At 46.7% G+C, this 24,084-nt stretch carries 32 protein-coding genes and 2 tRNA genes; 22 read left to right on the top strand and 12 right to left on the bottom strand.

Annotation, left to right across the window (positions count from 1 at the left end):
* The first annotated feature begins 22 nt into the window (after nucleotides 1–22).
* From ACP7H9_RS11880 to ACP7H9_RS11935, 12 genes are all read left to right on the top strand, one after another.
* Nucleotides 23–811 (top strand): tetratricopeptide repeat protein, encoded by a 789-nt coding sequence (locus ACP7H9_RS11880; RefSeq protein ID WP_051018808.1) that lies wholly within the window; start codon nucleotides 23–25, stop codon nucleotides 809–811.
* 143 nt (nucleotides 812–954) lie between these two features.
* Entirely contained in the window at nucleotides 955–1,209 is a 255-nt protein-coding gene (locus tag ACP7H9_RS11885) for a type II toxin-antitoxin system ParD family antitoxin (RefSeq protein ID WP_034822973.1), read from the top strand.
* Nucleotides 1,209–1,505 (top strand): type II toxin-antitoxin system RelE/ParE family toxin, encoded by a 297-nt coding sequence (locus ACP7H9_RS11890; protein ID WP_034822972.1) that lies wholly within the window; start codon nucleotides 1,209–1,211, stop codon nucleotides 1,503–1,505. The genes ACP7H9_RS11885 and ACP7H9_RS11890 overlap by 1 nt, the downstream gene beginning before the upstream one ends.
* Before the next feature lie 63 nt (nucleotides 1,506–1,568).
* Nucleotides 1,569–1,916 (top strand): DUF3024 domain-containing protein, encoded by a 348-nt coding sequence (locus ACP7H9_RS11895; RefSeq protein ID WP_034822971.1) that lies wholly within the window; start codon nucleotides 1,569–1,571, stop codon nucleotides 1,914–1,916.
* 58 nt (nucleotides 1,917–1,974) lie between these two features.
* The gene (locus ACP7H9_RS11900; RefSeq protein ID WP_034822969.1) at nucleotides 1,975–2,199 is read left to right on the top strand and encodes a DUF6429 family protein; all 225 of its coding nucleotides are present in this window, start codon (nucleotides 1,975–1,977) and stop codon (nucleotides 2,197–2,199) included.
* Nucleotides 2,200–2,261: 62 nt separating this feature from the next.
* Complete coding sequence (locus ACP7H9_RS11905; RefSeq protein WP_133493656.1) at nucleotides 2,262–2,552, top strand: hypothetical protein; 291 nt, start codon at nucleotides 2,262–2,264, stop codon at nucleotides 2,550–2,552.
* A 206-nt stretch (nucleotides 2,553–2,758) separates the two neighbouring features.
* Nucleotides 2,759–3,103, top strand: coding sequence for a hypothetical protein (locus ACP7H9_RS11910; RefSeq protein WP_114981976.1), 345 nt, complete (start codon nucleotides 2,759–2,761; stop codon nucleotides 3,101–3,103).
* A 127-nt stretch (nucleotides 3,104–3,230) separates the two neighbouring features.
* Nucleotides 3,231–3,827 (top strand): DUF5610 domain-containing protein, encoded by a 597-nt coding sequence (locus tag ACP7H9_RS11915; RefSeq protein ID WP_114981975.1) that lies wholly within the window; start codon nucleotides 3,231–3,233, stop codon nucleotides 3,825–3,827.
* Nucleotides 3,828–4,004: 177 nt separating this feature from the next.
* A complete protein-coding gene (locus ACP7H9_RS11920) occupies nucleotides 4,005–4,325 on the top strand; it encodes a hypothetical protein (protein WP_114981974.1) in 321 nt (106 codons plus the stop codon).
* Nucleotides 4,322–4,558, top strand: coding sequence for a hypothetical protein (locus ACP7H9_RS11925; protein ID WP_114981973.1), 237 nt, complete (start codon nucleotides 4,322–4,324; stop codon nucleotides 4,556–4,558). Before ACP7H9_RS11920 ends, ACP7H9_RS11925 begins: the two co-directional genes overlap by 4 nt.
* Complete coding sequence (locus tag ACP7H9_RS11930) at nucleotides 4,555–4,869, top strand: hypothetical protein (protein ID WP_114981972.1); 315 nt, start codon at nucleotides 4,555–4,557, stop codon at nucleotides 4,867–4,869. Before ACP7H9_RS11925 ends, ACP7H9_RS11930 begins: the two co-directional genes overlap by 4 nt.
* A 41-nt stretch (nucleotides 4,870–4,910) precedes the next feature.
* A complete protein-coding gene (locus tag ACP7H9_RS11935; protein ID WP_034822957.1) occupies nucleotides 4,911–5,678 on the top strand; it encodes a zinc-dependent peptidase in 768 nt (255 codons plus the stop codon).
* Between the two features lie 33 nt (nucleotides 5,679–5,711).
* Here ACP7H9_RS11935 and ACP7H9_RS11940 read toward each other — a convergent pair whose 3' ends face one another.
* Entirely contained in the window at nucleotides 5,712–8,072 is a 2,361-nt protein-coding gene (locus tag ACP7H9_RS11940; RefSeq protein ID WP_114981971.1) for a DUF748 domain-containing protein, read from the bottom strand.
* A gap of 216 nt (nucleotides 8,073–8,288) precedes the next feature.
* Between ACP7H9_RS11940 and blaOXA the strand changes: the two genes are divergently transcribed.
* The 5 genes from blaOXA to ACP7H9_RS11965 all read left to right on the top strand — a co-directional run bounded on the left by blaOXA (nucleotide 8,289) and on the right by ACP7H9_RS11965 (nucleotide 12,616).
* Nucleotides 8,289–9,092, top strand: a complete 804-nt coding sequence (gene blaOXA, locus ACP7H9_RS11945; protein ID WP_114981970.1) for a class D beta-lactamase — start codon at nucleotides 8,289–8,291, stop codon at nucleotides 9,090–9,092.
* Nucleotides 9,093–9,139: 47 nt separating this feature from the next.
* A complete protein-coding gene (locus tag ACP7H9_RS11950) occupies nucleotides 9,140–9,514 on the top strand; it encodes a hypothetical protein (protein ID WP_114981969.1) in 375 nt (124 codons plus the stop codon).
* A gap of 23 nt (nucleotides 9,515–9,537) precedes the next feature.
* The gene (locus ACP7H9_RS11955) at nucleotides 9,538–10,995 is read left to right on the top strand and encodes a DUF6892 domain-containing protein (protein WP_114981968.1); all 1,458 of its coding nucleotides are present in this window, start codon (nucleotides 9,538–9,540) and stop codon (nucleotides 10,993–10,995) included.
* A gap of 7 nt (nucleotides 10,996–11,002) precedes the next feature.
* The gene (gene lepB, locus ACP7H9_RS11960; RefSeq protein ID WP_114981967.1) at nucleotides 11,003–11,497 is read left to right on the top strand and encodes a signal peptidase I; all 495 of its coding nucleotides are present in this window, start codon (nucleotides 11,003–11,005) and stop codon (nucleotides 11,495–11,497) included.
* A 123-nt stretch (nucleotides 11,498–11,620) separates the two neighbouring features.
* Nucleotides 11,621–12,616: an alpha/beta fold hydrolase gene (locus tag ACP7H9_RS11965; protein ID WP_114981966.1), complete on the top strand. Its 996-nt coding sequence runs from the start codon at nucleotides 11,621–11,623 to the stop codon at nucleotides 12,614–12,616.
* Between the two features lie 51 nt (nucleotides 12,617–12,667).
* Here the strand turns inward: ACP7H9_RS11965 and ACP7H9_RS11970 are convergent, their stop codons facing one another.
* Entirely contained in the window at nucleotides 12,668–13,249 is a 582-nt protein-coding gene (locus tag ACP7H9_RS11970; RefSeq protein ID WP_034821902.1) for a superoxide dismutase, read from the bottom strand.
* A gap of 201 nt (nucleotides 13,250–13,450) precedes the next feature.
* Between ACP7H9_RS11970 and ACP7H9_RS11975 the strand changes: the two genes are divergently transcribed.
* Nucleotides 13,451–13,789 carry a Grx4 family monothiol glutaredoxin gene (locus ACP7H9_RS11975; protein ID WP_011235037.1) on the top strand — a complete coding sequence of 113 codons (339 nt, stop codon included), beginning with the start codon at nucleotides 13,451–13,453 and terminating at the stop codon, nucleotides 13,787–13,789.
* Nucleotides 13,790–13,948: 159 nt separating this feature from the next.
* On the top strand, nucleotides 13,949–14,554 hold the full coding sequence (locus tag ACP7H9_RS11980; protein ID WP_011235036.1) for a peroxiredoxin: 606 nt from the start codon (nucleotides 13,949–13,951) through the stop codon (nucleotides 14,552–14,554).
* A 67-nt stretch (nucleotides 14,555–14,621) separates the two neighbouring features.
* On the opposite strand, the gene rnt is transcribed toward ACP7H9_RS11980, so the two are convergent.
* Entirely contained in the window at nucleotides 14,622–15,269 is a 648-nt protein-coding gene (gene rnt / locus ACP7H9_RS11985; RefSeq protein ID WP_439222814.1) for a ribonuclease T, read from the bottom strand.
* Nucleotides 15,270–15,397: 128 nt separating this feature from the next.
* Here rnt and ACP7H9_RS11990 point away from each other — a divergent pair, with 128 nt between their 5' ends.
* Nucleotides 15,398–16,294, top strand: a complete 897-nt coding sequence (locus ACP7H9_RS11990; RefSeq protein ID WP_011235034.1) for an OmpA family protein — start codon at nucleotides 15,398–15,400, stop codon at nucleotides 16,292–16,294.
* Between the two features lie 5 nt (nucleotides 16,295–16,299).
* On the opposite strand, the gene nth is transcribed toward ACP7H9_RS11990, so the two are convergent.
* The 7 genes from nth to rsxA are packed head-to-tail and all read right to left on the bottom strand — an operon-like array spanning nucleotide 16,300 to nucleotide 22,159.
* A complete protein-coding gene (nth, locus tag ACP7H9_RS11995; RefSeq protein ID WP_153849967.1) occupies nucleotides 16,300–16,935 on the bottom strand; it encodes an endonuclease III in 636 nt (211 codons plus the stop codon).
* Between the two features lie 25 nt (nucleotides 16,936–16,960).
* Nucleotides 16,961–17,641, bottom strand: coding sequence for an electron transport complex subunit E (locus ACP7H9_RS12000; protein ID WP_110013896.1), 681 nt, complete (start codon nucleotides 17,639–17,641; stop codon nucleotides 16,961–16,963).
* The gene (rsxG, locus tag ACP7H9_RS12005) at nucleotides 17,638–18,279 is read right to left on the bottom strand and encodes an electron transport complex subunit RsxG (RefSeq protein WP_011235031.1); all 642 of its coding nucleotides are present in this window, start codon (nucleotides 18,277–18,279) and stop codon (nucleotides 17,638–17,640) included. Before rsxG ends, ACP7H9_RS12000 begins: the two co-directional genes overlap by 4 nt.
* A 1-nt stretch (nucleotide 18,280) precedes the next feature.
* The gene (rsxD, locus tag ACP7H9_RS12010) at nucleotides 18,281–19,333 is read right to left on the bottom strand and encodes an electron transport complex subunit RsxD (protein ID WP_439222815.1); all 1,053 of its coding nucleotides are present in this window, start codon (nucleotides 19,331–19,333) and stop codon (nucleotides 18,281–18,283) included.
* Nucleotides 19,330–21,000 carry an electron transport complex subunit RsxC gene (gene rsxC / locus ACP7H9_RS12015; RefSeq protein ID WP_439222816.1) on the bottom strand — a complete coding sequence of 557 codons (1,671 nt, stop codon included), beginning with the start codon at nucleotides 20,998–21,000 and terminating at the stop codon, nucleotides 19,330–19,332. The genes rsxD and rsxC overlap by 4 nt, the downstream gene beginning before the upstream one ends.
* The gene (rsxB, locus tag ACP7H9_RS12020) at nucleotides 20,997–21,578 is read right to left on the bottom strand and encodes an electron transport complex subunit RsxB (protein ID WP_034821885.1); all 582 of its coding nucleotides are present in this window, start codon (nucleotides 21,576–21,578) and stop codon (nucleotides 20,997–20,999) included. Before rsxB ends, rsxC begins: the two co-directional genes overlap by 4 nt.
* A complete protein-coding gene (gene rsxA / locus ACP7H9_RS12025; RefSeq protein WP_034821882.1) occupies nucleotides 21,578–22,159 on the bottom strand; it encodes an electron transport complex subunit RsxA in 582 nt (193 codons plus the stop codon). Before rsxA ends, rsxB begins: the two co-directional genes overlap by 1 nt.
* Nucleotides 22,160–22,353: 194 nt before the next feature.
* Between rsxA and ACP7H9_RS12030 the strand changes: the two genes are divergently transcribed.
* Nucleotides 22,354–22,863 (top strand): phosphatase PAP2 family protein, encoded by a 510-nt coding sequence (locus ACP7H9_RS12030; protein WP_011235026.1) that lies wholly within the window; start codon nucleotides 22,354–22,356, stop codon nucleotides 22,861–22,863.
* Entirely contained in the window at nucleotides 22,860–23,891 is a 1,032-nt protein-coding gene (locus ACP7H9_RS12035) for a glycosyltransferase family protein (protein ID WP_034821878.1), read from the top strand. Before ACP7H9_RS12030 ends, ACP7H9_RS12035 begins: the two co-directional genes overlap by 4 nt.
* Before the next feature lie 17 nt (nucleotides 23,892–23,908).
* Here ACP7H9_RS12035 and ACP7H9_RS12040 read toward each other — a convergent pair.
* Nucleotides 23,909–23,985: transfer RNA gene (locus tag ACP7H9_RS12040), tRNA-Asn, on the bottom strand.
* 22 nt (nucleotides 23,986–24,007) lie between these two features.
* Nucleotides 24,008–24,084, bottom strand: a tRNA-Asn gene (locus ACP7H9_RS12045).

Genomic DNA, 24,084 nt, shown 5'->3' on the forward strand with positions numbered 1-24,084 from the left:
CGCAAGAATCGAAGAGAATCGTATGATCAAGTTACACAATATTGGCGATGATGAGTGGGTTTTTGAGGACAGCCTAGTTGATTTCTCTGTGCATGAGAGGTTAGATGATGCAATAGACCTGTGGCATTCAGGAAAGCCAGATAAAGCTGAAAGCTTAATCAAAGATATTATAGAGAAAAATCCCTATCACATAGATGCCTACCATCATGCATCAATGATATATGAGGAAAATGGGCTCGATTTTGAAGCTTACCTTTGCTGTAGAGAGGGCGTACGAATAGGTTTGTCTGCGGTTCCTGAAGAATTTTCATGGGCAACGTCAAAAATGGAATGGGGTCACCTTGAGAATCGTCCTTTTTTAAGGGCCTATCATAATCTCGGTCTTTGGTTGGAAAAACGAAATGAAGTCAATGAGGCCATTAAAGTGTATTCAAATATGCTTTCTGCATGCCCAAATGACAACATTGGGGTTAGGTATGTTTTGCCTAAGCTATGGATGGAAACTGGTGATTTTCTTTCTATTGTGCGTCTTAATAAAGAATATCCAGACGACTACTCTCCAGAACTCATGTATACGCATTCGTTAGCGTTAATTATGCTAGGTGAAATTGATCAAGCAAGAACACTACTTAATGATGCCAAGACTGCTTTTCCTCTGGTAGCAAAAGAACTAAAAAGGAAGCGTCACCCAAAGCCAAAATCGAGTTTCTCAGAGGGCATCATTGTCGGAGGCGCTGATCAAGCTTATGAATATTGGAAGCAATATGGCAAGTATTGGAGCAATTCAGAACAAGCCATGAGTCTGTTGTAAACCGTGAATAGGCAGCTAACAAAACCATTCAGCGGACGCGCCAAAGGTGCTCTGCGCTGATGGGTGGCAATAAATGAGGTATTGATTCAGTTTAAGAAAGCGGTATGATATTTTCATACTGCTCTTTTCGAGAGGCACTATCTATGAGCATGCACAGGAAAACAATCACGCTGACTGAGCAGCAGGACGACTGGGTGAAAACTCAGATTGAAAGCGGTCATTTTGGCAATGATAGTGAGTATATCCGCGATCTCATTCGAAGAGACCAGCAAGCCAAGGAACGTCTTGCCGCCCTAAGACAGGCACTTACTGATGGTGAGTTAAGCGGAAAACCTAAACCATTGGATATATCTTCTATCAAAGCGGCTGGGCGTAAACTGATGAAGGCGGCTGATTAGTGCTGAAGCTAAGCGTTACACCGAAGGCAGAATCTGACCTGACCGCGATTTGGCTGTACACCTACGAAGAGTGGGGAGCTGAGCAGGCTGATAAATACTTAGATCATCTTGAGGCAGGCATGAAACAGCTTCTTAGCCATCCGTTGCTTGGCGCTGACTATGCTCATGTACTTGTCGGCTATCGCAGATTGTACGTAGAGCATCATGCGGTTTTCTATCAAGTGTTGAAGTCAGAGGTGCTTATTGTTCGTGTTCTGCACGAAGACATGGATGCGCCCCAAAGGCTTTTGGATTAGCGGGCGTTGGTATGACTTCTTTCGCTAACTCTGAGCGAGTACAGTTCTGAACTGGAGGAATATATGGCTCTAACTGAATTTGAGGTCAAAAAAATAGAGAAAGCCGGAGAAGCATTTCTTGCTAAACACCGGCCACCGCCAAGTATAAGAAGTGATCTAGATATTGGTTGGCGCCTGGAAAAGCAATCTATTTATATTTTTGAAACTCGACCAGTTTGGAATAATCCATCTGAATATCAGAATTTGGATATCGCAAAATCTACCTTTGTTCGCAGTCAGGGTGTTTGGAAAATTTACTGGATGCGGAGTGATTTAAAGTGGCATGCCTACGAGCCTAAAAGCCAGGTAAAAACAATTGACCAAGTTTTTAAAGTTGTAAGTGAAGATGAGTTTTGTTGTTTTTTCGGATAAGCCGTATAGGAAACCGCTAAGTTCTCCATTAAACAAAGCCATCATTGGAGGATGATCTATGGCAATTGACGAAGATAAAATCGATGAGTCCGTTTTGGCTTTGCTATATCTAGCATTGCATGATGACAGTCGGGCTTGGAAGTCTTTTGACTGGGATGCAATGAACCGACTTCACGAAAAAGGACTCATTGGTAACCCGGTCGGTAAGGCAAAGTCTGTTGTGTTCACCGAGGAAGGATTAAAAGAGTCAGAGCGCTTGTTTCGGGAGTTGTTTACCACTTGATTACTAAATGTCCACTAAGTGTCCACCCGTATGTTCAAAGGTTATGAGTTAAGGAGCTATTATTGAATTCAATGGATCTTAAACGGGCGGAAAAACTGTCTTTCAACTTACTCATAGCATCCGTAGCGCTGGCCGTGCTTATTTTTCTAGTAGTAAGTTTGACTGGTGACGGTTGGGCTCAAATTGCTGGTTTTTTTATGGGATTTTGCGTTGGCGGCTTTTTGGCTGTAGTTCCTGCACTATATTCTGGTTATATTCTAATAAAAACGAATGCGAGTTCAGCTAACCTAAAGTCAGTTTTAGCACTCTCAGTTGTGTGGTTTATGACAGTATGCGCTTTATATGTCTTTTAGAAGATAACAAATTATGACAACCCTTATAACCGTAATTGCCGTTTTGCTACTCGCAGCAGTATTAAACTTCCGGAGGTTTCGGTGATTGTCAGGAAAATGGAAGAGAGGGATCTTGAAGCTGTAAGCGCCATCTGCCTAGCCTCGTTTCTTCAATCTGTAGCTGATAGCTTGTCTGATGAGAGCTACAAAAAGAAAAGGAGTATCGAATGGAGTATTTTTACTTACTAAGCTTATTAGGGCCGCTTTCATTAGTTGTTGTTCTTTTTATGCTTCGCTCATCGCGTTTAAATAATCCCGAACATGTTTTGCAAGAAACGGGAGATTCTGTACGGATTCTTCATACTCCTTTGGCCAGGGTCGTGCCCTCTCTGGGGAAACTCATTAACAAACACAAGGTAGCTCGTATTCAGAAAGCTGACAGAATTGTGACTGTTTTCAATCAGAGCTCAAATGCAATTGATATCACTCTGTCGAAAAAGCACCCCGACGTGGTGTTTAACCGAGCTGGTTCGTTATTTCCAAATGCTGAGAAAGTGGTTATCAATAGCTAGTAATGAGCATACTTGGGCTGGTCAATGCTGCTGTGGAAAAAGATTAAACTTTAACCAGTAGCTGCCGTTAACAAGTTACGGGCTATACTAAAATTAAGCTATAGCCGAACTTTTCAGGAGCAATATTATGTCAATTACTACAGGTAATAGCACCTCCGTAACGGGTTCTGGCAAGCAGAACAGTCCGGCAAAAACCGACGACAACCGTAACAGTATGAAAGAGATGGCGGCGCAGTCTAAGCAGGCAAACAATGCCGGTATTTTGCGCGCTCATGAACGGGTATCGCTGAACAGTAATAATGATTCGCTCAGCTTATTGTACAAAACGGCGCTGGAAGGCATTAACGCCGAGCTGGAACCGGTAATGGGCAAAAACGCCACGCAGAAAATTTACGACTCCGGCGTTGATACTTCTCCTGAGGCCACGGCTGATCGCATTGTTTCTTTTGCGACCAATTTTTATGGCCGCTACAAGGAAATGAACCCGGGCGAATCGGAAGAAGAAACTCTGAATAATTTCATGGAAGCTATTACTGGCGGTATCGAAAAAGGCTTTGATGACGCCAAAAATATTCTTACAGGCTTGCAAGCCTATCAAGGCGAAGTCGAAAGTGGTGTCGACAAAACCTACGATTTAGTCATGAAAGGCCTGGACAGTTTCCGTGAAAAAATGCTGGAACTGGCAGCCGAATCAGAAGAGTCTGAAAATAGTGCTGAGGACTAACCTCAGCGCTTTGCTCCCCGAATACACCTCGGCTAAGTACTTTCGATAAGTTCAGCATCTAACCTTTGAATTGTTGATGTATAGAGTCATCAAGTTAAGTAAATGTGCTGGTAATGTTTTAATTTCAAAAGGTAGTATAGTCTCCTCAATACCCTATGGAATACAAAGGACAAACTGTTGGCTCCCCCTGATCACAACACAGATATTGTAGGAAAGTTTATTGATGTGTCTTTGTATCGGGAGCTTGCAGAGACAATACCGGATGAAAATCTGGAAATTATTGAACAGATTCCCCAGAAAGATAAAGAGCAGATAGTTAATGCTTACAAACCCTACCTGAATGGCATGGAACTCAGCCCTTTTGCCGTCACCTTAGGCGATAACGTGCTTTTTACAAATTCTGTTGGTACTGTCTACTACGTTGATTTTGACTTTGGTGTTTTCGATATGGGTAGATCTCTCGATGAGTTTGTTGCTGAGTTGAAGAGTGGGTTATGAAACACGAACTATGGACTGAAGGTGAAAAATCACAGACGTTTTGTCTTTCCGGCCCTCGGGGTGATAGTGCCCGGGGTTTGTTAGGGCCTGGAGCGAAACTAGCCTGGACCTGCGAAGCTTCATCTTACTTTGAAGCTATGACCAAATATTACGAGTATATGGGTTGGGGAGAATACAAAAGTGGCTTCCCGGAGCAGGATAAAAAAACATATAAAGAGCTGGGCTGGGAATGAAACTGAGTATTGGAATAATCATCGCTATTTTCCTGGTGATATCGGGTCTATGGGCTGCCGATATTGCTAGTGATCGTGGCAATAAAGTAAAAATTACGGAAGCTGTGTCGGCATACAGCAATTGGGAATGTGGCTACTCCAATAAGTCGGGGTGCAGCGTTGTATTCGATGTTCCGGCCGGAACTGACCATGACGTTAAACGGATACGATACGGCAAAGACTTTATGGCCATTCAGATTAACCAGGATGGTTTAAGCGGCTGGGTGTTTTCAGGGAAAGGAGTGCAAACTCTTGCGAAACCAAGTAGTTAATCAACTTCACTATTGCGTTTCTGTTCAACGCCGAGGACGTTATGTTTAAGCGATTACGCAATTGGTTTGAGAACAGACGCATTAGAAAAATGGGGTTCACGATAAGTGAGTGGGAGTCAGCGGTAGCTGACTGGCCGGTAATGGCGCGCTATCAAGGCGCGGAGCGCGATGCTCTGCGAGATATGGCGTTCCGTTTTCTGGTTCGTAAAAACTTTGCGTCAGGCGGGGATTTTCAGTTCACCGATGCGATGTGCCTAAAAATAGCAACCATGGCTTGTGTGCCCGTTTTGCACCTTGGGTTAGATTGGTACGATCATTTATACACCATTATTCTTTACGAAGGGGACTTTGTTCCTAATCGTCCGTATCGTAGCGACGACGGCGTTGTTCACCCTCAAAGCCCTGGGTTAAGCGGTGAAGCATGGCTGCGCGGTCCGTTAATTCTCTCCTGGCAGTCGGTTTGCCAAACCGGGCCTCATGCTCGTCATGGAAAAGCCAGTAATGTTGTTATTCATGAGTTTGCCCACAAACTCGATATGTTGCGCGATGGTGCTAACGGTGCGCCGCCTATGCATCCGGATATGAAGCCCGGCGAATGGCACGATATTTTTTCGGCTGCCTGGGAAAGGCTGCAGAGCGATTCTATCCATCATAGGCCGTTACCGCTTGATGGCTATTCGTTAACCAGCCCGGCTGAATTTTTCGCGGTATGTAGCGAAACCTTTTTTGAAGACCCTCAGAACATGAAAGAGCACATGCCCGAGGTTTACCGGTTGTTATGTCAGTTCTATCGACAGCGTCCTTGCTGACGAATATTGCTGTGCTCCAACAGCGCGGGCGGCTTAATCCGTTGTAACAGCAAGTTCCATGGCAATCCGTTCGCCTTCTACTGAATCGACTTCCTGAGGCTCTTTAATACGCACCCGCCCAGAGAGTATACCGCTCTCCGAACTGTTGACCAAGGCGTCGCGTACGGCCTCTGCACGTGCATTTGCAATGGCTTTGAGTTCCTCATTTGTAATCGATTGTGCGGCTATTACCTTTTCAGCTAAGTTATTGCGATAGGCCAGAGCGTCGAACTTCGCTTCATTGGATGCTTCACTTGGTTTTTCAGTGAAGCGGTCTTTCAGGGCTTCGAGTTCTGTGTCCGGGTAATGAGAGGAGAATATTGCTTCCATAGCGGCCTGATTCGACTCGCTTGTCAGGCTTGGCTCCTCTATCTCGCGTCCTTCTTCCGCCAGACGTTGTTGTAATACTTTCATCGCTTTATCTTCTTTCAGAGCAGGAGCATCGAAAGCCCGGTTGAATGGACCTGCTAGCCCCAGAGCAAGAGCTGGCCGCTTGTTGAGCGCCTCGCGAAGCTTAGCGATGCGTTCGCGCTGGGGAGGGAGTAAATTGGTACGTCCCTCCGGAAATTCAACTTTACCCATTTCTTCTGAGTCCGCGCCTACAAGATTAGCTAAAAAGCTGAAAGGTGCGGTAACGACAGACTTAATAGCGTCTCCCACAGCCTGTTGGATAACTTTGCCAAAGTCGAACTGCGGGTTGCCAACATCTCCACTCACCGGCAGATTTAGGTCAATGACACCGTCGCTGTCCTGCAGCAATGCAATGGCGAGGTCCAGCGGTAGATCCATAGCGTCGCTGGATTCCATTTTTTCGCCGAGTTTCAGGTCATGTAGCACCAAGTTATTCTGTCCGTCTAGCTTTTCCTCATTAACGGTGTAATCGAGATCAAGATCCATCGTGCCGTCTGCTATTTTTCGGCCAGCGAAGTTCACAGTGTAAGGAGAGTATTCCGGGATCTGAAGGTTACGGAATCTAACATTAATAGTAGTCTGGCGCGTTGGATGCCAGGCGTGAACGGTGCCGTTTACCTGTGCCAGGCCAAATTCTGCTACCTCACCTTCAAGCTTCACCCGTGCAGCCTCAGACGAATCTGAACTCAAAGTAGACACTTCTCCGCTTAGCGTATGAATACTTGTAGAGAAGGGCAGCGGCAGAGAGTTATCGGAAAACTGAACGTCTCCGTCAGAGAGCTCAACACCTTCTATAGTGATACCGAACGGTTCGGTTTCCTCGCTTTTATTTGTATCGCCTTTTGTGTCGGCTGGCGCATGAACGACAAGTTGTCCGAAGTTAGTGGTTTTGTCCTGGTTAATGACCACCCGGCCAGACAAGCCTTTAACGACAATGGGCGCTGTTTCAATCTCTTTGCTTGCTATGTTCAAATCAAACTGTTCGGTTTGAAGGCTATCCCATCCAAGGAGAGTCTCGTCGTTAGAGGCTTCTTTGATATTCAGCGTGTTAATACTGGCAGAGCCTTTAAAAGTAAAAGGTTGTTGTGCATTGGTACTCATTTGCCCATTCAGAGTCAGTGTTCCGTTTTCGAGTTGCACGTTCATAAACTGCTGTAGGTAAGGGGCTGCCTGCTTAAGCGCCAACTCATTAATTTCGGCATTTCCTTCCAGAGCTGGGCTCGGCAATAATTGAAAAGTTCCGTCGAAGGCGAGTTTACCGCCCTTTGTAAGTTGACCATTCAGGCGCAGCGGGAAGCTGGCGTCATTTTGCAGGGTGAAATCTTTTACCCAGAGGCCGATGTTCTGCAAAGCCAGTGATACCTGTTTGGGCTCAGCGTCGTCAGCAGCTGTTACGTCTTTTAGATTGTCAGCAAAACGCAGAACGCCGTTTTCCAACTTAAAGTCTCTGATGCGTAAGGCAGACATTTTCGCAGACTCTTCTTTCCCTGATTCTTTTTTCTCCGATTCTGGATCAGAGCTTTCGGCGGCGAGACGGGATAAGCGCGTTTCACCTGAGATAAAGCGTTCTTCCTGAATCATTAGCTTGTCTATGCGAATTGCGTCGAAAGTCCAGGTTTGGTCAATAATGCTCGACCATTCCAGGTTGACGAACAGATTGCCCCAGCCAAGTAACCGCCGGTCATCTTTGTCATTTAGCGTAACGCCGTTCATTCTAAGCGTTAGTGTATACGGGTTGGTTTGCACCGACTCTATGCGCAACTCACGGCCAAAATCTTCTTTAGCCGTATTCACCGCAACGTACTGGATTACCCAGGGTAGGGCAAAAAAGCCCAGCAAGGTGTAGAGAATAATCAGTACCAACAGCCAGAACCGAACGCGACGCGGGGAGGCCCATTTTTCTCGCAGATAGTTGCCGAATTGACCAAGTGAGCTGCCGTGCATAATAGAGCCTCCGTTAAAGCGAGTAATAATGCACAGTGTAGCCGCCCGAGCGGCCAGCGTCACTTTCGTGTAACGTAAATTTTATTGCGGTACTCTTGCTGGCTATGGTGTAGTAAATAGTTGTGGAACCTAAGGACTGTCGAAGCACCATTTCCACAGATGCCAGTAAAGTAAGCCATAGAATCAAAACGTAGCGCCAGACCTTTTGGAGACAACATGAAATTTAGCTTAATCATGCTTTTTATATTGAGCTTTGCCGCTCCCGTGTGTGCGGAGACTCAGGAGCGCTCTGATTGGGGAAGCGTATTCGAAGAATATGAAGTTCAGGGCACTATTGTCGTAGTCGATGGACGTGAAAATGACCAGACGACATTTGTGTTCGATAAAGAAAGAGCTGCAAAACGGTTTTCACCTGCGTCAACATTTAAGATCCCACACACGCTTTTTGCCCTTGATGCAGGCGTCGTTCAGGACGAGTTTGAGGTGTTTAAGTGGGATGGAGTGGAACGCAGTTTTGCAGGACACAATAGTGACCAGAACCTGCGCTCGGCTATACGTAACTCAACTGTTTGGGTTTATCAGCAGTTCGCAGAAGGCATAGGAGCCGAAAAAGCGAAAAGCTATTTAAAGCGCATTGATTATGGAAATGCAGCTCCGTCTGACGATATCCGTAATTATTGGCTGGATGGGAAGTTGGCTATTTCTGCCAATGAACAGATTGCCTTTTTGCAAAGGCTTTACCGTAACGAATTGCCTTTTGCGGTAGAACATCAGCGGCTAATAAAAGATCTGATGATTGTTGAAGCTGAGCGGAACTGGATTTTGCGGGCAAAAACCGGCTGGGAAGGCAGTTTTGGCTGGTGGGTAGGCTGGGTCGAATGGCCTGAAGGTCCGGTATTTTTCGCATTGAATATCGACACGCCGAACCGCATGGCGGATCTTGGCAAACGTGAAAAAATCACACGTGAGATTTTGACTTCTATTGATGCCTTACCGGGCCGTACAGCTGAAAAGAAATAGTCAACGTCGTTGAAGTGGCGCAACAGAAAAAGTATAAGAAATGAAATATGAACATTGAAATTGAAAGTTACTATGAGTTGTTGGCCTTACATAAGACGCTAATGGCCGTTAAGTTCGACGAATACTCTTCTCTCAAAGACGCGCAAGGTAGCCCTTTGACGGCAAGTCTGGCTTTTAAGGTGTTCGATTTACTCGTCTCATCCAGTTTCGACGACGGCCAGAAAAATCGAGCTCAAGACTGGCTCGATTGGCAGCGCGCCGACAGGAAACGACTGGAAACAAAGTTACTTCTTAAGCATATAGCTGACTCAGCTTGGTGGGGCGAGGCCGCTCCCCAGGAACGAGAAGAGTACGTACGGGACTTCATGGCTCCGCTGATATTGAGCGATGACGCATTTAATGAAATTCTCAAACATGAATAACAACCCTTTGAGGCTTGCACTTAATGGTATTCGAAAACTTTCTTGAGGCAGTTGAAGGCCCTGATCGAGACTTAAACTTTGCGATTAAGTCCGGTAGCAAAAAAACATTAGGCATTATTGGTAAGCTCTCGCAGAACGTGAATGCTTATGATGATGAAGCAAAGCATATACTCGTACGCCAGTTGTTCTCATTGGCTGCCAATATTGACCTTCGTGACAAGAAAAGTGGTCAGCTTATTGCGGCTATTGGAACCTACTTTTTAAAAGCGGCTAAATCGGCAGAGAGTGCGAAATTTATATTTAACGAGTGGTCTAGGCGACTGCTTTATCTGGACTATAACAAGAAAGAAGAGTGTCAGGCGGCGTACCAATGGTTGCTGTTACTAAACCAAAGCGACGGAAGCGCACCGAGCCCGCGTGAGCTGGTAAAAGTATTTGATGAGTCGCAACCTATTCTCAGCGAAATCTACGAGAAAATATCAGCGGTTTCTAATGCCGAAGGTTTGCTGGTTGATAAATCAGGCCTTCAGCCGGGTTACAAGCTCGTCGAAACCTTTTTAACGACTTGTTTTTATCATTCAGACAACTGCCCCTCCAATTATGAGTTATGGGTGCTTAGCTGTGTCGAAAGAGACATTAACTTCGGTAATGGCTTGATTCTGTCTGTATTACAACGCTCCGATGAGCATCCTCAGGTTGTGGCACGGCTCATTGATTTATATATAACCTCTATGGTTGATGAAAACGATGGTGGCATGGCCTGGCGGCTTTTCTTTGATTTATTCGATTCTGAGGAATACCCGGCTCAGCAGCTAAATCAAATAATCGTTTATCTGGAGCCTAAAGTCAGACAGTGGACTGATGAGCAAAACGAGCACGCAATTAATTGTCTATTTGCTCCTGAGCAGGACGAAAATGACTCGGCTAAAAAATTACTCACTGGCTCAAAAGGGGCCGGGAAGCTGGCGAAATTACTGACCTCCAATGGAAGCGGTAGTGGAGCTAAGCAATTATCGGGTCTGCTGGCGCGGGATTTGAGCCCGGCATACAAGCTTCCTACCGGCGGTGAAGCTCAGTTCGAAGATTTGAATTTTAAATTAATGGTTATTGATGAGCTCATGTACATTCATAAGTTGTTGTCTCCTGAATTTAATTTAAGAGACTTCGCTAAAGCCTATGACGCGAGAGAAATTTCAGTTTCAGGTTATGAAAGCATACCTGAGGCTCTGGATTACATGAGGGGGCTGGCTATTCCGAAGGAGCTACTGTCCCGTATTACTCATTTAAGTTATGACGCTTCAAGAGAAATTTACGGTCAGCTAGTACCTTTCTGGGATGGTGAAGATGACCGTTTTGGGGTGTCCTCATTAAGCGACTTAGATAAGTTGGAAAATATTCAGAAAATAGAAGGTTTCAACGAACAGCTGGTTGATTCATTTTCACCAGTTATTGAAAGCAAAAATATAACAGTTATTAAGTAGCTTAAAGATGAGAAAAAATGTTCTTTTAATAATTACGATATTGTTTAGTGTATCTGCTTTTAGCCGTGAATTCGTTCAAAATGGTTCCTCAATGGAGCCGACAATAAAAGCCGGGCAGACAGTTGAAATAGGGATTCTTTCGTCTTTCGGCTATGAACCCAGCCGCTGGGATGTGGTTGTCGTGAAAAATCCTCAGCAATTTAATCTTTTGGTTTTCAGAATTGTAGGTCTTCCTAATGAAACGATTCAGATCGAAGAAGATGGTGTCTATATAAATGATGAGAAAGTAAAGCTACCAGATAAGCTGATTGAGTCTGGAGTGCAGTATTTGCCGGCATCTGCAGTGATAAAAGATAAAAAATATTCTAATAGCTTATATACAACAGGCGAAGAAGAATATTTCCTTCTTGGTGATAACACGGTTAATTCCAACGATAGCCGCTTTGAACTTGGTATTATCCATCGCAGCTTGATACTTAATAAAGTTGAGGGTGATCTCTGATACTGACCTATTCCGCTAGCTTGGAGTGTACTCTTGAGTTTTGCAGATGTCGTAGAAAGGAACTATCGTGTCTAAATGCTGACCGAGATAGTAACGACTATAAGTTAAACTAAGGATTTGCACATGCGTACCTGGATTTATACCGTGTTTACCGTTTTTCTTTTGGGAGCAATAGCTCCTGCTTCTGCTGACGACCATTCGCCGGAATATGATGCCCGCTTAAGTGGCTATTCTTACCCTTTTGAAGTTCATACCTTTGAATTTGACAGCCAGCGACAGAAACTGGAAATGGCTTATATGCACTTACCGGCGAAAGGCGAACAGCCGACGGTTTTGTTGCTGCATGGAAAAAATTTCGCAGCCGACTACTGGGAGAAAACCGCTAACTATCTTCACGAAAAAGGCTACGGGATACTTATGCCGGACCAAATCGGTTTTGGGAAGTCCTCCAAACCGAAGCATTATCAGTTTTCCTTCGAAGCTTTGGCAGATAACACTAAAGGGTTAGTGGAGTCGCTTGGAATCGATAAGCTTGTTGTGATGGGTCATTCTATGGGCGGCATGCTGGCTACCCGCTATGCCCTGAACCATGCCGACAATGTCGAGAAACTGGTGCTGGTTAACCCGGTAGGCCTGGAAGACTATCTGCGTTATGTGCAATACAAAGATCCGGCCTTCTTTTATGAGAACGAGCAGGGCAAAACCATTGATAAAGTCCGGGCCTACCAGAAGAAAAATTACTATGACGGTAAATGGTCAGAGGATTACGAAGCGTTAATTAAAATTCACGAAGGCTGGATAAACGGCGATGACTGGAGCTTGGTTGCCTGGAATAACGCGTTGACTTACGACATGATTTTTACCGGTAATGTATCTAACGAGTTTGACCAATTAACGGTACCAACGCATCTAATTCTGGGAACCCGGGACACCACCGGCCCCGGGCGTGGTTGGAAAAAAGACGGCGTAGACTATGAGCTGGGCCGCTACGACCAATTAGGCGAAATAGTGGTTGAGCAAATTCCTGATGGTTATTTGTATGAGCTGGAAGGCCTTGGTCATATGCCGCAGTTTGAAGCGTTTGACCGTTATCGCGAGCAGTTGGATAATATATTTTAGTAACAAAAAAGGCGCCAAACGGCGCCTTTTTTAATCATTCACAAGTTTGCCTTAAGCAAAGTTCTTGTTCACGAAGTCCCAGTTTACCAGCTTCCAGAAAGCTTCTAAGTAGTTAGGACGAGAGTTACGGTAGTCGATGTAGTAAGCGTGTTCCCACACATCAACAGTTAACAGTGGCTCTACGCCATCGTGCGCGACTGGGGTATCTGCGTCGTCAGTGTTGAACAAATCAACAGAACCGTCAGATTTTTTCACCAGCCATGTCCAGCCAGAACCGAAGTTGCCGGCAGCGCTTGCGTTGAACTCTTCTTTAAATTTCTCGAAAGAGCCAAACTTTTTGTTAATAGCTTCAGCTACTGGGCCTGTTGGTTCGCCGCCGCCGTTCGGGCTTAGGCAGTTCCAGTAGAAAGTGTGGTTCCATACCTGTGCAGCGTTGTTGAACAGGCCGCCTTTTTCAGACTTAATAATGTCTTCCAGAGACTTGCTTTCAAGGTCGGTACCTTTAACCGCATCGTTCAGTTTGCTCACGTAAGTCGCGTGATGCTTACCATAATGGTATTCCAGAGTTTCTTCTGAAATGTGCGGTGCCAGAGCGTTTTTCTCGTATGGAAGAGCCGGTAGTTCAAATGCCATAATTTTTTCTCTCCGTTCTTTATGAGTGCAAATGTGCGACCTGCACGTTAACTTGTGCAGGTTCTTTCTTGTTATACCTTACGATATATAGGGCTGACTGGATTGCTTTTCAAGGAAATCTTCCAATTTAGGACAAAACTTTATAGGCTGTGTTAAAATACCTGAGTGTTTTAATCAACCATTATATTAAGCAGAGGTGTTATGGAAACGGTTGACAGAATTAAGCAGCAAATCGAAGAAAACCCAATCCTGTTGTACATGAAAGGCTCTCCGAAGTTGCCTAGCTGTGGTTTCTCTTCACAAGCATCACAAGCCTTGATGGGCTGTGGGCAGGCGTTTGCTTACGTCGATATCCTGCAAAATCCGGATATCCGTGCAGAATTGCCTAAATACGCAAACTGGCCGACTTTCCCGCAGCTTTGGGTTGAGGGTGAACTGGTTGGCGGTTGTGATATTATTATGGAAATGTTCCAGAACGGCGAACTGCAAGAATTGGTTTCTGAAGTTGCAGAGCGTCATCCGGAGCCTTCGGCTGAATAAAGAGCCTTCAGCGGAATAAGTAGCCTTCAGCTGAATAGAATTTAAGCAAATAGTAGACAGTCTGTAGTGAATGTCGTGAGTGACCTTGTTTTTTCGTTGAGGCATCCCCATCACTACAGGTGAAGATTTAACACACTCAACATTAAATGGAGAGAATCGATGTCTGTATTAGTAGGTCGTAAGGCACCTGATTTTACTGCAGCAGCAGTATTAGGTTCAGGTGAAATTGTTGAAGATTTCAAACTGTCAGATGCCATCAAAGGCAAAAAAGCAGTGGTTTTCTTCTATCCGTTGGACTTCACTTTCGTATGTCCTTCAGAGCTAATTGCTTTTGACAAACGTTTAGACGAATTCAAAAAACGTGGCGTAGAAGTCATCGGTGTATCAATTGACTCTCAGTTTACTCACAGCGCATGGCGTAATACGTCAACCGACGCTGGTGGTATTGGTCAGGTGAAATACCCGTTGGTTGCTGACGTTCGTCACAGCATTTGTAAAGCGTACGACGTTGAACACCCACAAGCTGGCGTTGCGTTCCGTGGTTCATTCTTAATTGATGAAGAAGGCATGGTTCGTCACCAGGTAGTTAACGACTTGCCATTAGGCCGTAACATCGACGAGATGCTGCGTATGGTTGACGCACTGAACTTCCACGAGAAGCACGGTGAAGTTTGCCCAGCAGGCTGGGAAGAAGGTAAAGAAGGCATGAAAGAAAACGCAGAAGGCGTTGCTTCTTACTTGTCTAAAAACGCTGACAAACTGTAAGCGTTTACTGAATTGAGAAAGCCGCTCGTTTGAGCGGCTTTTTTATGTCTGAATTTCGTGTGTAAAGTTAACTTTTATCCTGACGCGATTCCGGCGGCCAGCCACCCAATTCCTTCCAGCGGTTAATCATCCAGCAATAGAGCTCTGCGGTGCGTTCGGTGTCATACAAGGCTGAGTGTGCTTGTTTGCTGTCAAACTCAATACCGGCTGCCTGGCATGCTTTAATCAGTACAGTTTGCCCTAAGGTCATTGCCGCAAGCGACGTTGTATCAAAACTGACAAAAGGATGAAACGGGTTACGTTTTAAATTGGCACGCTCAGCGGCGGCCATCATAAAGCCGTGATCAAAGTTTGAGTTATGTCCCACTAAAACACTGCGCTGACAACCTGCGGTTTTTTGTGCTTTTCGTATAGGCTTGAAAAGCTCACGCAGCGCTTCACCTTCCTCTACGGCTCCGCGCAAGGGGCAGTGCGGATCAATGCCGTTAAAGTCGATAGCCGCCTGTTCAATGTTAGCGCCTTCAAAGGGCTTCACATGGTAATGAACCGAATCGACCGGCTTTAGTATTCCGTCGTCATCGAAATCCAGCAAGACTGCAGCTATTTCCAGTAACGCATCGGTTTTTGCGTTAAACCCCGCTGTTTCGACATCGACGACTACCGGCATGTAGCCGCGAAAACGTTGTTTCATAAGCGAGTTAGAGCTGTCTGACATAGAATTTCCGTAGTGAATAAAACGTAACGCCATTATGCCAAAGATAACGGAGTTCTGCTTGCAGAAATACTAAAGCAACCGCAATGCTTGCCGATAACAGACGTATCAGAAATAAATCAGGGGCGCTTATGAAAAATTGGCCGATGTTGACTGCTGTTTCAGCCTCGCTGCTGCTATTAAGCGGGCAGGCACAAGCAAACTCAGTCAGGCACTACAGTGCAAACCTGGATAACTCCGCCTGGCAGATCAGTGAAAAGAACCGCTTAGCCTGCGAAATGGAGCATGAAATTCCTCGCTACGGTAAGGTGCGGTTTCAAAGTGAAGCCAGCAAAGAGCTCAATTTGCGCATGAAAATGGAGATGCAGAAGTTACCGGACAGCTATGGTGTGTCTGCTATTGAGTCGGTGCCGCCGCGCTGGCAGCCCGGTGAGTCCAGTTACCGCATTGGTAATATGCAACTGTATAAGCAGTTTGATGGTGAGCTGCAAAAACAACTGGCATGGACTTTGTTAAGCGAGCTGGAGAAAGGGCGGTATCCCACGTTTTTCTATGATGACTGGTACAACAACCGTGATCAGGTGGCAGTGTCTTTGTCGTCGGTGAATTTTCGTCGTACTTATGATGACTTTATGAGCTGCGTAAATGCGTTATTGCCTTTCAGCTTTGATGATATTGCGTACACGGTGCTTAACCATGAAGCCGACAGCGAAAAGCTGACTTTGTCCTCGCAGCGAAAGCTTAAACAGATTAGCGACTATCTTCAGGTGGATAATGAGCTGGAACTGGTTCTGGTGGATGCCTATACTGACTCGCTTGGTGCGCGTGGGCCGAACCAGGAATTAACCGAACAGCGCGCGAAAGAAATTCAGCAGTTTTTTGTTGAGCGTGGTATAGACGCCGAGCGGATTAAAACCGTTGCTCACGGTGAAGATCGTCCGGTTAAATCCAATGACAATGAGATAAACCGTCAGATTAACCGCCGCGTTATTGTGCAACTGACAAAACCGTCGTCGATTGAGCTGTAATAAGCTCAATCGCTGGTTTTTTCTTTAAACTCGCACAAGTCTTCAATAACGCAGGAACCACAACGTGGCTTGCGGGCTATGCAGGTATAACGTCCGTGCAAAATTAACCAGTGGTGCACATCGACCTTAAATTCAGCCGGCACCACTTTTATCAGCTTTTCTTCTACTTCTTTGACGTTTTTCCCCGGTGCTAATTTGGTGCGGTTAGACACGCGGAATATGTGCGTGTCTACGGCAATCGTCGGCCAGCCGAACGCCGTGTTTAAGACCACGTTTGCGGTTTTACGACCGACGCCGGGCAGGGCTTCCAGTGCAGCTCTGTCTTCCGGTACTTCGCCGCCATATTCTTCAACCAGAATTTTGCAGGTTTTGTAAGCGTTTTCGGCTTTGGAATTAAATAGGCCGATGGTTTTTATGTATTCTTTTATGCCATCCACACCCAGAGCCAGCATTGTTTCTGCGGTAGGCGCTGCGGGAAAGAGTTTACGAGTGGCTTTATTAACCCCAACGTCGGTAGCCTGAGCGGATAACAAGACCGCAATCAGTAACTGAAAAGGTGAGTCATATTCCAGTTCTGTGGTTGGATTGGGGTTGTTGTCCCGTAGTCGGCTTAAAATTTCGTAACGCTTGGTTTTATTCATAATAAGTCATTTGTTGTTATATTTTTCAGGCAGTAACCCGTGCACGGGTTACGGTTTTCTTTTCAGCGCGGGCGCTGCGTACTGCATCTATTTTGTTTTTCAACGCAATAATAAAGCCCATACCGATAAAGGCTCCGGGTGGCAGTATCGCCAGTAATAATGGGTAATTCACCGTGAATAGCTCAATGCGCAACTGTGCAGCCCAGTCACCTAACAAGAGTTCGGCGCCATTAAACAGCGTGCCGTTACCGATAATTTCGCGCATTGCGCCCAGCACTACCAGTACTAAGGCAAAGCCTGCGCCCATTGCCAATCCGTCGAAGGCGGCGCGTTGCCATGGGTTTTTCGAGGCGTAAGCTTCGGCGCGGCCAATAATGGCGCAGTTGGTGACAATAAGCGGAATGAAAATACCCAGCGACTGGTACAGCTGAAAGACGTAGGCGTTCATCAGTAATTGAATAATGGTGACAAAAGTGGCGATAACCATAACAAAGACCGGAATACGAATTTCCGATGGCACAAAGTCGCGTACCAGAGACACGGTAACGTTAGAACCGACCAGAACAAATAAGGTGGCCAGTCCAAGACCCAGAGCATTGGTTACCGAAGCGGTAACCGCCAATAGAGGGCATAAACCTAACAGCTGCACCAGTGCTGGGTTGTTGTCCCATAAGCCTTGCTTGGTTAAATGTTTGTATTCATTCATTCCTGAACCTCCTGACAGTGAGGTAAGTCGGCATTAAATAAAACGTCGGCCTGTTGCTGAAGTTCTAAAGTCGCACGTTTTACTGCCGAAACCACAGCGCGGGGTGTTATGGTGGCGCCGGTAAACTGGTCAAACATACCGCCGTCGCGTTGCACCGCCCAGCGGTCATCGTCTGCGCCGCGAACTTGCTTCTCAGCGAAGCTTTTTATCCAGTCGCTTTTTTCAACTTCAATTTTGTCGCCCAAGCCGGGAGTTTCCTGATGGCGCAGAGTTCTTACGCCCAGGACTTCACCGCCGGGTTTAATGGCCACTAATAAACGAATGGCACCGGAGTAGCCGTCGGGTGCAATAACTTCGGCTGCCAGCGCGGTTGGCTCTTCGTTAACCCATGCACGATATAAGGGTTGCGGCTTGCTGCTGCCTAACGCCGGGTTCTCCAGTAAACGACAGGACTGATACAAGTCGTTGTCGTGCATGGTCGGTGGTATCAGCTGGTTCAAGGTGCGCAATACCTGCTGTTGCTGCTGCATGGCAATTTTGTCTTCGGTCAGCACCTGCACACCAATAACCAGAGACGTGGCAACAACTGCGAATGCCGCCAACAATAAACCGTTTTTTTGCATACTGTTCAACGTCATTTCAGTCTCCGTGTCCGTAAACAACAGGCCGCGTGTAACGGTCTATAAGCGGTACGCACATATTGGCAAGTAACACTGCAAAGGCGACCGCATCGGGATAGCCGCCCCAACTGCGAATAACAAAAATTATGAAGCCAATAAGCAAGCCAAATATAACCCGTCCACGATTCGAGGTAGCCGCTGATACCGGGTCGGTGGCAATAAAGAAGGCACCTAACATTGTTGCTCCGCTTAAGGCGTGAACGATTGGTCCGGGCATCAGATCCGGGGCAAATATATGCGCGATAAATGCGGGTATACAAAGACCACCAAGAAAGCCGAGTGGAATGTGCCAGCTGATAATACGTTGCTGAATTAAGAGTAACCCACCGACGAAAAAGCCCAGGTTTATCCACTGCCAGCCGGCACCGGCAAAGTAACTGAATTCTGGGCGCTGATAAATTTCAGTCAGTGTATAACCCTGAGTCAGTCCGGTTTTTATACTGTCGAGAGGAGTTGCCATGGTGACGCCATCGATACCTGAGCGCAGCTGCTCAACGCTATAGCCTGCTGGCGTGTACTCAAACAATATGGTGTGCAGCGTTTGCCATAAGTTAAGCGAGTGCTCACTAATAGCTGAAACCGGTAACCAGTTGGTCATTTGTACCGGGAATGACACCAGCAGAAGCACATAACCAGCCATGGCCGGGTTAAATAAGTTTTGCCCCATGCCACCATAAACATGTTTGACCACGACAATGGCGAATAACGTCCCTATAACGATGATCCACCAGGGCGCTAATGACGGAATGCTAATTGCCAGTAAAACGGCGGTAACTATGGCAGTATTGTCGCGCAAGGCTGAAAATGCCGGACGCTCCCGGGCTACGGTGCAGGCCATTTCGGCGGCAATTGCAGTAACCACGGCCAGAAGAATTTGAAACCAGATACCGGAACCAAAAAAGTAGCTGTGCAACAGTACGCCGGGAACCAGTGCATAACAAACCCAGCGCATCATCTCGCTGGTGTTGCGCTGGTTATGCCCATGGGGTGACGATGCAATTCTGAAACTCATGACTCACTTCCTTTGGCTGAGTTGCTTTCTTCCGGGTTTTCTTTAGCAGCCTGAGCGGCCTTTTTAGCTTTAGCGCGGGCAATAGCGGCTGCAACCGCAGCTGATTTACCGGCTGGTTTCTCAGTGCCTTCTTCCGCTTTACTTCCCGGTTCGTCGCTGTTTTTCTGCTGCGCTTCTTGTTGCATTTCCTGCTGCATTTTCTTGCGCTCTTCGGCGGCTTTTCTGTGACGCTCTAAGCGTTCTTCTTTTTCACGCTCCAGCCGTTCCTGCCTTGCTTCGAAACGTTTACGGGCTTGTTCCGCCTTAGCTTTTTCCCGGGCAATATTACGCACTTCGGCTTTGGCCTTACGGTAGTAGTGCACTAGTGGTATTTCGCTGGGGCAGACATAAGCGCAGGCACCGCATTCAATGCAGTCGAACAAGTTGTGTTTTTCCAGTGACTCGTAGTCTTTGGCTTTGGCCAACCATTGCAACTGCTGCGGCTGTAATGTTGCCGGGCAGGCATCGGCACAGGCGCCGCATCGAATACAGGCCAGTTCAGGTCCGGGAGAAGGAAGTTCCTTCTCCGTAGGTGCCAGAACACAGTTAGTGGTTTTTATGACCGGCACTTCTGTAATGGGCAGGGTGAAGCCCATCATTGGCCCGCCCATAATAATGCGTTGCTTTTTCTCCGGGGTAAAACCTGATTCATCCAGCAAGTGTTGAATTGGCGTTCCTAATAAGGCCCACACGTTGCCCCGTTGTTGCAGAGACTCGCCGGTCAGGGTAACCACGCGCTCTAATAATGGTTCACCATGGATAATTGCCCGTTTAACGGCATAAGCTGTGCCGACGTTTTGCATCAATAAACCGATATCCATCGGCAACTTGCCACTCGGTACCTGATGCCCGGTAAGCAGTTCAATCAGTTGTTTTTCCCCACCCGAAGGGTATTTGGTGGGCACTACCTTAAGCTGTATTTGCGGGTTGTCGTCAATGGCTTCTGCCATGGCCTTTATGGCCTCAGGCTTATTATCTTCAATAGCTAGCAGAACCGAGTCGCAACGGGTGATGTACTGTAAAATGCGAATGCCAGCAATAATGTCATCGGCGTGTTCCTGCATTAAGCGATCGTCTGCGGCAATGTAAGGTTCGCACTCAACCCCGTTTATAATAAGGTGTTTCAGAGGCTTTTGTTGTGCCAGCTTTTGAGCGGTAGGAAAACCTGCACCACCTAAACCAGCAATACCAGCTTCCTGAATCAGTTCCAGTAAGCGCGAAATTTCAACGTCATGATAATCTGGCAGTGCGTGCTTATTGCCCCAGCGGTCTTCGCCGTCCGGGTGAATGACAATAGCCTGTTCCGGCAAGCCCGATGCATGTGCCGTAGGGCGCTCTTCAATGGCGGCAATGGTACCGGATGTTGGAGCGTGCAGGGGTAACCCCTGGCTTAAACCGGCTTCAGTTAAACGCTGACCTTTATCGACGCGCTCGCCGACCTTAACCAAAACCTTACCAGAAGGGCCAATGTGCTGGCGTACGGGCAAAATTAGCTCGTGCGGTAATGTAAGCTTGCGAATGGGTTGGTTGCTGGCCGGCTGCTTGCGCTCAGGAGGATGAACACCGCCAGGGAAGTGACCTATCACATTGGCGTTAAAGTCATGTTTGTTTGCCTGCGCGTCACTCATTCCACCACCTTAACCGGAATGCTATTGGCTTTTATGTTTTCTTTCACGGTATCCAAATCCCATTGCCAGGTTTCGGGTTTTGCTTTTACTTTTACCATGTCGATGCAGTCGACCGGGCAAGGTTCAACACAAAGGTCGCAGCCGGTACATTCATGTTCGATAACCGTGTGCATTTGTTTTGCTGCACCTAAAATGGCATCGACCGGACAGGCTTGAATACACTTAGTACAACCAATGCATTCGTCTTCGCGGATAACCGCGACTTTTTTTACGTCTTCTTCGCCATGAGCATCATCCAGCGGCTTGGCTTCTACGCCCATTAAATCGGCTAACTGTTTTATGGTCGCTTCGCCGCCCGGCGGGCATTTGTTAATGTCGTCGCCGTCGGCGATGGCTTGCGCGTAGGGGCGGCAACCGGGGTAACCGCATTGGCCACATTGCGTTTGTGGCAGAATTTCATCAATCTGGTCGACAATAGGATCGCTCTCGACGCGGAACTTAACCGCGGCAAAGCCAAGAATCACTCCGAATATCAGCGCTAATATACCCAGCGCGATAACTGCTCCGAATAAACTCATTAACTGCTCACCAATCCGCTAAAGCCCATAAAGGCAAGAGACATAAGCCCTGCGGTTATCATCGCAATAGCTGAACCTTTAAACGCTACCGGCACGTCGGCGGCAGCTAAGCGCTCACGCAGAGCTGAGAATAAAATAAGCACCAGCGAGAAACCAATAGCGGCTCCTAAGCCATAAACAATAGACTGCACAAAGTTGTGTTGTTCGTTGACGTTAAGTAAAGCCACACCTAATACAGCGCAGTTGGTGGTAATAAGTGGCAGGAAAATACCCAGTAACCGATACAGCGTTGGGCTGGTTTTGTGTACCACCATTTCTGTAAATTGTACGACCACTGCAATAACCAGGATAAAGCTGAGCGTTTGCAGCGACATTAAGTCGAGCGGCTCAAGCAGGTATTGGTTAACTAGGTAGCTACAGACCGAGGCCAGAGTCAACACAAAGGTGGTCGCTGCTGACATGCCTATTGCCGTGTCCAGCTTGCCGGAAACGCCCATAAAGGGGCACAACCCCAGGAACTTCACCAGTACAAAGTTATTAACCAGCACGGTGCCTATCAGTAGCAGTAAGTAATCGGTCATTTACCTTTCCGGATACTGTGTTTAACAAAGACCGCATATTATCGGTGTTTTGGCCGCCATAAACAACAGACAGAGGGCATGTGTTTTGGAGAAAATTTGTGCATTGTCATACTTTCTTCACGAAACTGCTCATTTAGTGTCATAAAGGCTTGGCAAGGTAGCTACAACTGAAGCCAAAATGGGTTCTAAACCACATGGTACTCATCAGTTATTTACAACGTTTTGATCGCTATTGCTATTGTTTATTTTCTGGTTTGCGGGCTAAGGATTTGCCCGGACAGATTGCACTGCTGACGTCGCGCAGTGGTGACGGTTACGGTTACCTGGTTATTGCATTAATGGCCTGGCTTCTGGACGAATCCGGCGACGACTATTTTGCCCACCTGTTACTTGCCTTTGCTTTTGAGCTACCGGTTTACTGGATAATGAAAAACAGTTTTCGGCGCCAGCGACCCAGTGAGTTAAATTTATCCTTTGCCGCTTTGGTTGTCGCCAGTGATAAATTCAGTTTTCCCTCTGGCCATACCGCAGCTGCGGTTCTGTTTTCTACAGTAACCTATCAGTATTACCCAAATCTTGGCTTAGTTTGTTTTGGCTGGGCTGCTGCTATTGGTGCCTCCCGAGTTGTGGTTGGCGTCCATTATCCCAGCGATATTGTTGCCGGCGCTTCGCTGGCTATTGTCGTATCGGAGTTCGTTATATGAAAATTCTTTATGGTATACAGGGCACGGGTAATGGTCACCTGAGTCGCTGTCACACCATGGCAAAGTCCCTTGCAAAATATAATGTTGATATTGATTACCTGATATCGGGGCGTGATGTTGCCGGTTTATTCGATATGGACGTTTTCGGCGATTATCAGTGGCAGCAGGGTCTGTCTTTTGTCACTGAAAAAGGTCGGTTAAGAAGACGTAAGACGTTACTGAACAATGACTGGAGTCAATTTTGGCAGGATGTAAAAAAACTACCGGTAAAAGATTACGATTTAGTGATCACAGATTATGAACCTGTAACTGCCTGGGCGGCTAAGAAAGCCGGAGTGCGTTGTATTGGTTTAGGTCGTCAGTATGCGTTTCAGGAGCCCGAATTGTTCAGGCGCTTGTCCTGGTGGCAGAAAAAGCTGATATCTTCATTTGCGCCCTGTTCAGAGCCTGTCGGTATGCACTGGCTTTCAACCGGAAATGCTATTCCCCCCGTGGTCAGGCATGAAGAAAATAACTGTGGTGGCTTAATGCAGCGTGTGGTTGTGTATTTACCTTTTGAAGACCCTCGGCATGTAATTGAACAATTGCAGCCTCTGGATAACTACGAGTTTTCTTTTTTTCATCCCTTGGCTAAGCGCGAGTCTCTGGGTCATATTGAGTGCTATCCACCTTCGAGAGCGGAGTTTGCCGCTCACTTCAATAAGGCCTCGGCTATTTTGTCTAACGCGGGGTTTGAAACCAGTTGCGAGGCGCTGAGTCAGGGCAAAGCGCTTGCAGTAAAGCCTTTAACCGGTCAGTTTGAGCAAAAATGGAATGCGCAGATACTGCAGGAGCAGGGGTTAGCGCATGTCCTTAAGCGAATCGACAGCGTATCAATTGATAGTTGGTTAACCCAACGTAATCCGCAACGGTTATATTGGCCTAATGTTGCAGATGAATTAGCGCAGTGGATATCTAAAGGCGCTCAGCAGCCTGTTGCTGAACTGAGTGCAGGGCTGTGGTCCAGAAACGAAAAAACCGCCGTATAGGCGGTTCTCTCTAAATGTGGCTCCCCAGGTTGGATTCGAACCAACGACACATGGATTAACAGTCCACCGCTCTAACCAACTGAGCTACTGGGGAATTGAATAGGTTGGATGTTGTTTGGCTCCCCAGGTTGGATTCGAACCAACGACACATGGATTAACAGTCCACCGCTCTAACCAACTGAGCTACTGGGGA

Origin of the sequence: Idiomarina sp. ST20R2A10 (genome assembly GCF_051842345.1) — a bacterium.
GTDB lineage: Bacteria > Pseudomonadota > Gammaproteobacteria > Enterobacterales > Alteromonadaceae > Idiomarina > Idiomarina loihiensis.

Excerpts from the sequence above, each read along its gene's own strand:
- ACP7H9_RS12035 (WP_034821878.1), top strand. The coding sequence starts at position 22,860 with ATGAAAATTCTTTATGGTATACAGGGCACGGGTAATGGTCACCTGAGT.
- ACP7H9_RS11975 (WP_011235037.1), top strand. The coding sequence starts at position 13,451 with ATGGAAACGGTTGACAGAATTAAGCAGCAAATCGAAGAAAACCCAATC.
- ACP7H9_RS11935 (WP_034822957.1), top strand. The coding sequence starts at position 4,911 with ATGTTTAAGCGATTACGCAATTGGTTTGAGAACAGACGCATTAGAAAA.
- ACP7H9_RS11980 (WP_011235036.1), top strand. The coding sequence starts at position 13,949 with ATGTCTGTATTAGTAGGTCGTAAGGCACCTGATTTTACTGCAGCAGCA.
- nth (WP_153849967.1), bottom strand. The coding sequence starts at position 16,935 with ATGAATAAAACCAAGCGTTACGAAATTTTAAGCCGACTACGGGACAAC.
- ACP7H9_RS11965 (WP_114981966.1), top strand. The coding sequence starts at position 11,621 with ATGCGTACCTGGATTTATACCGTGTTTACCGTTTTTCTTTTGGGAGCA.
- ACP7H9_RS11895 (WP_034822971.1), top strand. The coding sequence starts at position 1,569 with ATGGCTCTAACTGAATTTGAGGTCAAAAAAATAGAGAAAGCCGGAGAA.
- rsxG (WP_011235031.1), bottom strand. The coding sequence starts at position 18,279 with ATGACGTTGAACAGTATGCAAAAAAACGGTTTATTGTTGGCGGCATTC.
- rsxC (WP_439222816.1), bottom strand. The coding sequence starts at position 21,000 with ATGAGTGACGCGCAGGCAAACAAACATGACTTTAACGCCAATGTGATA.
- ACP7H9_RS11930 (WP_114981972.1), top strand. The coding sequence starts at position 4,555 with ATGAAACTGAGTATTGGAATAATCATCGCTATTTTCCTGGTGATATCG.
- ACP7H9_RS11940 (WP_114981971.1), bottom strand. The coding sequence starts at position 8,072 with ATGCACGGCAGCTCACTTGGTCAATTCGGCAACTATCTGCGAGAAAAA.
- blaOXA (WP_114981970.1), top strand. The coding sequence starts at position 8,289 with ATGAAATTTAGCTTAATCATGCTTTTTATATTGAGCTTTGCCGCTCCC.
- rsxB (WP_034821885.1), bottom strand. The coding sequence starts at position 21,578 with ATGAGTTTATTCGGAGCAGTTATCGCGCTGGGTATATTAGCGCTGATA.
- ACP7H9_RS11990 (WP_011235034.1), top strand. The coding sequence starts at position 15,398 with ATGAAAAATTGGCCGATGTTGACTGCTGTTTCAGCCTCGCTGCTGCTA.
- ACP7H9_RS12030 (WP_011235026.1), top strand. The coding sequence starts at position 22,354 with ATGGTACTCATCAGTTATTTACAACGTTTTGATCGCTATTGCTATTGT.
- rnt (WP_439222814.1), bottom strand. The coding sequence starts at position 15,269 with ATGTCAGACAGCTCTAACTCGCTTATGAAACAACGTTTTCGCGGCTAC.
- ACP7H9_RS11950 (WP_114981969.1), top strand. The coding sequence starts at position 9,140 with ATGAACATTGAAATTGAAAGTTACTATGAGTTGTTGGCCTTACATAAG.
- ACP7H9_RS11885 (WP_034822973.1), top strand. The coding sequence starts at position 955 with ATGAGCATGCACAGGAAAACAATCACGCTGACTGAGCAGCAGGACGAC.
- rsxA (WP_034821882.1), bottom strand. The coding sequence starts at position 22,159 with ATGACCGATTACTTACTGCTACTGATAGGCACCGTGCTGGTTAATAAC.
- ACP7H9_RS11880 (WP_051018808.1), top strand. The coding sequence starts at position 23 with ATGATCAAGTTACACAATATTGGCGATGATGAGTGGGTTTTTGAGGAC.
- lepB (WP_114981967.1), top strand. The coding sequence starts at position 11,003 with ATGAGAAAAAATGTTCTTTTAATAATTACGATATTGTTTAGTGTATCT.
- ACP7H9_RS12000 (WP_110013896.1), bottom strand. The coding sequence starts at position 17,641 with ATGAATGAATACAAACATTTAACCAAGCAAGGCTTATGGGACAACAAC.
- ACP7H9_RS11970 (WP_034821902.1), bottom strand. The coding sequence starts at position 13,249 with ATGGCATTTGAACTACCGGCTCTTCCATACGAGAAAAACGCTCTGGCA.
- ACP7H9_RS11900 (WP_034822969.1), top strand. The coding sequence starts at position 1,975 with ATGGCAATTGACGAAGATAAAATCGATGAGTCCGTTTTGGCTTTGCTA.
- ACP7H9_RS11915 (WP_114981975.1), top strand. The coding sequence starts at position 3,231 with ATGTCAATTACTACAGGTAATAGCACCTCCGTAACGGGTTCTGGCAAG.
- ACP7H9_RS11955 (WP_114981968.1), top strand. The coding sequence starts at position 9,538 with ATGGTATTCGAAAACTTTCTTGAGGCAGTTGAAGGCCCTGATCGAGAC.
- ACP7H9_RS11910 (WP_114981976.1), top strand. The coding sequence starts at position 2,759 with ATGGAGTATTTTTACTTACTAAGCTTATTAGGGCCGCTTTCATTAGTT.
- ACP7H9_RS11925 (WP_114981973.1), top strand. The coding sequence starts at position 4,322 with ATGAAACACGAACTATGGACTGAAGGTGAAAAATCACAGACGTTTTGT.
- rsxD (WP_439222815.1), bottom strand. The coding sequence starts at position 19,333 with ATGAGTTTCAGAATTGCATCGTCACCCCATGGGCATAACCAGCGCAAC.